The 4,163-nt window shown below is 72.2% G+C and carries 3 protein-coding genes and 2 pseudogenes; 1 reads left to right on the top strand and 4 read right to left on the bottom strand.

Annotated elements, in window-relative coordinates; genetic code table 11:
- Together KUTG_RS61810 and glmS are read right to left on the bottom strand one after the other, a co-directional pair.
- Positions 1-231: NAD(P)H-hydrate epimerase (locus KUTG_RS61810; RefSeq protein ID WP_043721605.1), on the bottom strand; the 231-nt coding region annotated here is incomplete at its 3' end.
- Positions 232-244: 13 nt separating this feature from the next.
- The gene (gene glmS / locus KUTG_RS30315) at positions 245-2,092 is read right to left on the bottom strand and encodes a glutamine--fructose-6-phosphate transaminase (isomerizing) (protein WP_043721604.1); all 1,848 of its coding nucleotides are present in this window, start codon (positions 2,090-2,092) and stop codon (positions 245-247) included.
- 147 nt (positions 2,093-2,239) lie between these two features.
- Here glmS and KUTG_RS30310 point away from each other — a divergent pair.
- Positions 2,240-3,081: pseudogene (locus KUTG_RS30310) on the top strand (alpha/beta hydrolase).
- On the opposite strand, the gene KUTG_RS30305 reads toward KUTG_RS30310, so the two are convergent.
- Positions 3,082-3,468, bottom strand: coding sequence for a hypothetical protein (locus KUTG_RS30305; protein ID WP_043721601.1), 387 nt, complete (start codon positions 3,466-3,468; stop codon positions 3,082-3,084).
- A pseudogene (locus KUTG_RS61805) lies at positions 3,465-4,163 on the bottom strand (hypothetical protein); the annotation flags it as partial. The pseudogene KUTG_RS61805 and the gene KUTG_RS30305, both read right to left, overlap by 4 nt.

Raw genomic sequence — 4,163 nt, 5'->3', positions numbered from 1 at the left:
CGCGCCGGCGCAGGAAAGCGCCGGCCACAGGGCGTCGCCGCCGTTGTTGCCGGCCCCGACGAGCAGCCCGACCCGGCGCCCGGACGTGCCGCCGGTCCGCGCGGCCAGCAGCGCGAGCACCTCGTTGGCCACGGCGTACGCGGCGATCCGCATCAGCCGGCTCTCCGGCACCCTGGTGAAGACCCGCTGCTCAGCCGCCCGCACCTGGCCGGCAGTCCACACGCCCCGCATCACACAGCCCCGATTACTCGACGGTCACCGACTTCGCGAGGTTACGCGGCTTGTCGACGTCGTACCCGCGACTGCGGGCGATCTCGGCCGCCAGCACCTGCAGCGGCACGCTGGACACCAAGGGCTGCAACAGGGTCGGCACGGCCGGTACCTCGATCAGGTGGTCCGCGAAGGGCTTCACCGTGTCGTCGCCCTCCTCGGCGATGACGATGGTGCGCGCGCCACGGGCCTGGATCTCGCTGATGTTGGACAGCAGCTTGCTGTGCAGGACCGCGCGGCCCTTCGGGGACGGCATCACGACGACGACCGGCAGCTGGTCCTCGATCAGCGCGATGGGGCCGTGCTTGAGCTCGCCGGCGGCGAAGCCCTCGGCGTGCATGTACGCCAGCTCCTTCAGCTTCAACGCGCCTTCGAGGGCGACGGGGAAGCCGACGTGCCGGCCCAGGAACAGGATTGCCTTGGAGTCGGACAGCTCGTGGGCGAGCTCCCGGACCTGGCCGACGGTGCCCAGCGCCTGCTGCACGGCCGCCGGCATGGCCTCCAGCTCGTGGAACTCGCGCGCCACCTCGTCCGGGTACTTGGTGCCGCGGGCCTGGGCCAGTGCGAGGCCGACGAGGTAGTTGGTGGCGATCTGGGCCAGGAACGTCTTGGTGGCGGCGACGCCGATCTCCGGGCCGGCGTGGGTGTACAGCACGGCGTCGGACTCGCGCGGGATCTGGGCGCCGTTGGTGTTGCAGATGGCCAGCACGCGGGCCTTCTGCTCACGGGCGTGCCGCACGGCCTCCAGAGTGTCGGCGGTCTCGCCGGACTGCGAGATGGCCACCACCAGGGTGTCGCGGTCCAGCACCGGGTCGCGGTAGCGGAACTCGCTGGCCAGCTCGCACTCGACGGGCAGCCGGGTCCAGTGCTCGATGGCGTACTTGGCGACCAGCCCGGAGTGGTAGGCGGTGCCGCAGGCCACCACGAAGACCTTGTCCACGTCACGCAGGTCCTGGTCGGCCAGCCGCTGCTCGTCGAGCACGATGCGGCCGTCGGTGAAGTGGCCGCGCAGCGTGTTGGCCAGCGCCTCCGGCTGCTCCTCGATCTCCTTGAGCATGAAGTAGTCGTGGCCGCCCTTCTCGGCGGCCGACAGGTCCCAGTTCACCTCGAACGGCTTGGCCTGCACCGGCTCCCCGTGGAAGTCGGTGACCTCGTAGCCGTCCTTGGTGATCACGACGACCTGGTCCTGGCCCAGCTCGACGGCGTTGCGGGTGTGCTCGATGAACGCGGCCACGTCGGAGGCGAGGAAGGTCTCGCCCTCGCCGACGCCGACGACCAGCGGCGAGGAGCGCCGGGCCGCGACGACCTTGTCGGGCTCGTCGGCGTGGGTGACGACCAGCGTGAACGCGCCCTCCAGCCGGCGGGACACGGTCCGCACGGCGGCGGCCAGGTCGCCGTCGTAGATCCGGGAGACGAGGTGGGCCGCCGTCTCGCTGTCGGTGTCGCTGGCCAGCTCGATGCCGTCGGCCTCCAGCTCGGCCCGCAGCTGCGCGAAGTTCTCGATGATCCCGTTGTGCACCACGGCGATCCGGCCGGTGGTGTCCCGGTGCGGGTGCGAGTTGCGGTCCACCGGCGCGCCGTGGGTGGCCCACCGGGTGTGGCCCATGCCGGTGCCGCCGGTCAGGCTGTCCCGGCCGACCTCGTCCAGCCGTGCCTCCAGGTTGGCCAGCCGGCCGGCCTTGCGCTCGACCGCCAGCCCGCCGTCGCCGTCCAGAACGGCGACGCCCGCCGAGTCGTATCCCCGGTACTCCAACCGGCGCAATCCGTCCAGTACGACGTCCAGTGCCGGGCGATGGCCGGTGTAACCCACGATTCCACACACGACGGTACAGGGTAGCTAGACCATCATCCGGTTGCGACCAGCCGGGTTGTTTCCCGTCACACCCTGGTCAGAGGCATGATCGGAATCGATTTGGTGTAGACCAATACTGATCATTCGGGGCGACACGTGATCCGGTACGGTCCGGGTATGGCGCGACGCAAGCCGTTGACCGCGAAGCAGGCGCTCACCGAGCTCAGCCGGCCCGGTCCGCACGGCGTGCGGCGCGGCGACCTGGCCCTGGTCGGGCTGCCCGGCACGCTGTTCACCCCGCGCGGCGGGCACGGCCTGCCGGCGGTGGCCTTCGGGCACGGCTGACTGCAGCCGCCGCAGCGCTATCTCGGCCTGTTCCGGCACCTCGCGTCGTGGGGCGTCGTCGTCGCGGCCCCGGCCACCCATCGCGGCCCGCTGGCCTCGGCCCGGCTGTTCGCCGCGGACCTGCGCACGGCGCTGGACGTGGTGTCCGGCGTGCGGCTCGGCGACGGCGAAATCGGTGTGGACGCCGGCAAGTTGGCCGTCGGCGGGCACGGCGCCGGCGGCGGCGCGGCGGTGCTGGCGGCGGCCGAGGACGAGCGGATCCGCGGCGTTTTCACTGTCGCCGCTTCGGAAACGATAAAAATAAAACTGTGGACGGTGCGCGGCTGTGCCTGATGCCGGCCGTGCATCTGGCGGCCGAGGAAGACCTTGTCGCGCCGCCGGTCGGTCACGCCGAAGCCATCGCGCAGAGCTGGGGCGGGCCGGTCCAGCTACGGACCATCGCCGGCGCCAACCACCTCGGCTTCGCCGAAGGGCGGCACTGGAGCGAACTGCTGCTGCCGGGCCGGGGCGAGCCGAAGACGCAGACCGTCGCCAAGGCCGTGATCACCGCGTTTCTGTTGCGGCAGTTGAACGGCGACCACGCCTACGACTCGCTGCTGTACAGCGACGTGAAGCGAGCACCCGTCACGTACCAGCGTGCGGGCCGTCCGACGACGGCCCGCACGAAGAGCTAGCTATTCCATCCAGCTCTGGTTCGAGTAGTCGTCGTCATCGTCATAGACGGGACGAGCGGTCCGCCGGGGCGTCGGTCGCGGCGGCGGGGTGACGTCGGGCATCTGGAACGACGGGGCAGCGGGCGGGTTGTACTCGTCCTCGCTGTCGAAGAACGTGTACTTCTCCTCCCGGACCTCCTGCGCGGGCCGGGCGACGGGGCGGCCGCTCTCGGCGGCCTCCCGCTTGGCCTTGGCCTCGGCCATCGCCTTCTGGGAGGCTTCCTTGTTCTCCTTGACGGCGTCCGCGAACTTCTTCTCGGTCGCCGCGCGCTGACGCTGGACGTCGTCCCGGAGCTCCCGCATCTGCGCGACGGCAGTGTTCACGGCGACGGTCGCCTGATAGCTCACTGGCGCTGGCTCCCTTCGTCCTCACCGAGCACGCCGTTCATCCGGCTGACGGAGGCCGAGCCGTTGTCGTCGAAGACGGCGCTCGGCGTGCGCCAGGCCGCGTTCGTGCTGCGCTCCTGGTCCTCGCCGCCGCCACCGTGGCCGCCGCCGCCCATGCCCCCCATCATCGGCATGCCGCCGCCCATGGGTGAACCGGCCTGACCGGCCGCCGCCGCGTGCGCGCCGCCGAGCTGGGCCAAGCCGGCGTCGCCGGGCGCACTGGCCTGGTTGGTCGAGGCCTGCCCGCCCAGACCCGGGTCCGCGGCGCTGTGCGCGGTGTCCCAGGCGCCGGCGTGGTGCATGCCGCCCTGGCTGCCGACCATGCCGTGCCCGCCGTCATCGCCGAGCGTCCACGCCGACGAGCCGCCGGTGTCGGCCGAGGCCGGCGTGAACGAGGCGGCGGCGACGCTGGTGGACGCCGGGGAGTCGAACAGGCTCCCGGAGAAGCTGCCCTGGTCGTGCTCGCCGGTCGGGGCGTAGGTGAAGCCCGGGTCGGCCGCGGCCGGCGCGGTCCAGGCCGGCTCCGGCATCGGCACGTCGTCCGGCAGCGCGTGGGCCGGGCCGGTGGACGCCGGGGGGTGGTCCGGCTTCTCCAGGCCCCCGCCGGGTCGGTCGACACCGCCGCGTCCCCTTCCTCGCCGAGCTGGGCCGGGTCG

Origin of the sequence: Kutzneria sp. 744 (assembly GCF_000568255.1) — a bacterium.
Classification (GTDB): domain Bacteria; phylum Actinomycetota; class Actinomycetes; order Mycobacteriales; family Pseudonocardiaceae; genus Kutzneria.
The sequence above is the reverse complement of the archived record's forward strand: the minus strand, read 5'-3'. Positions and strand labels throughout refer to the sequence as shown.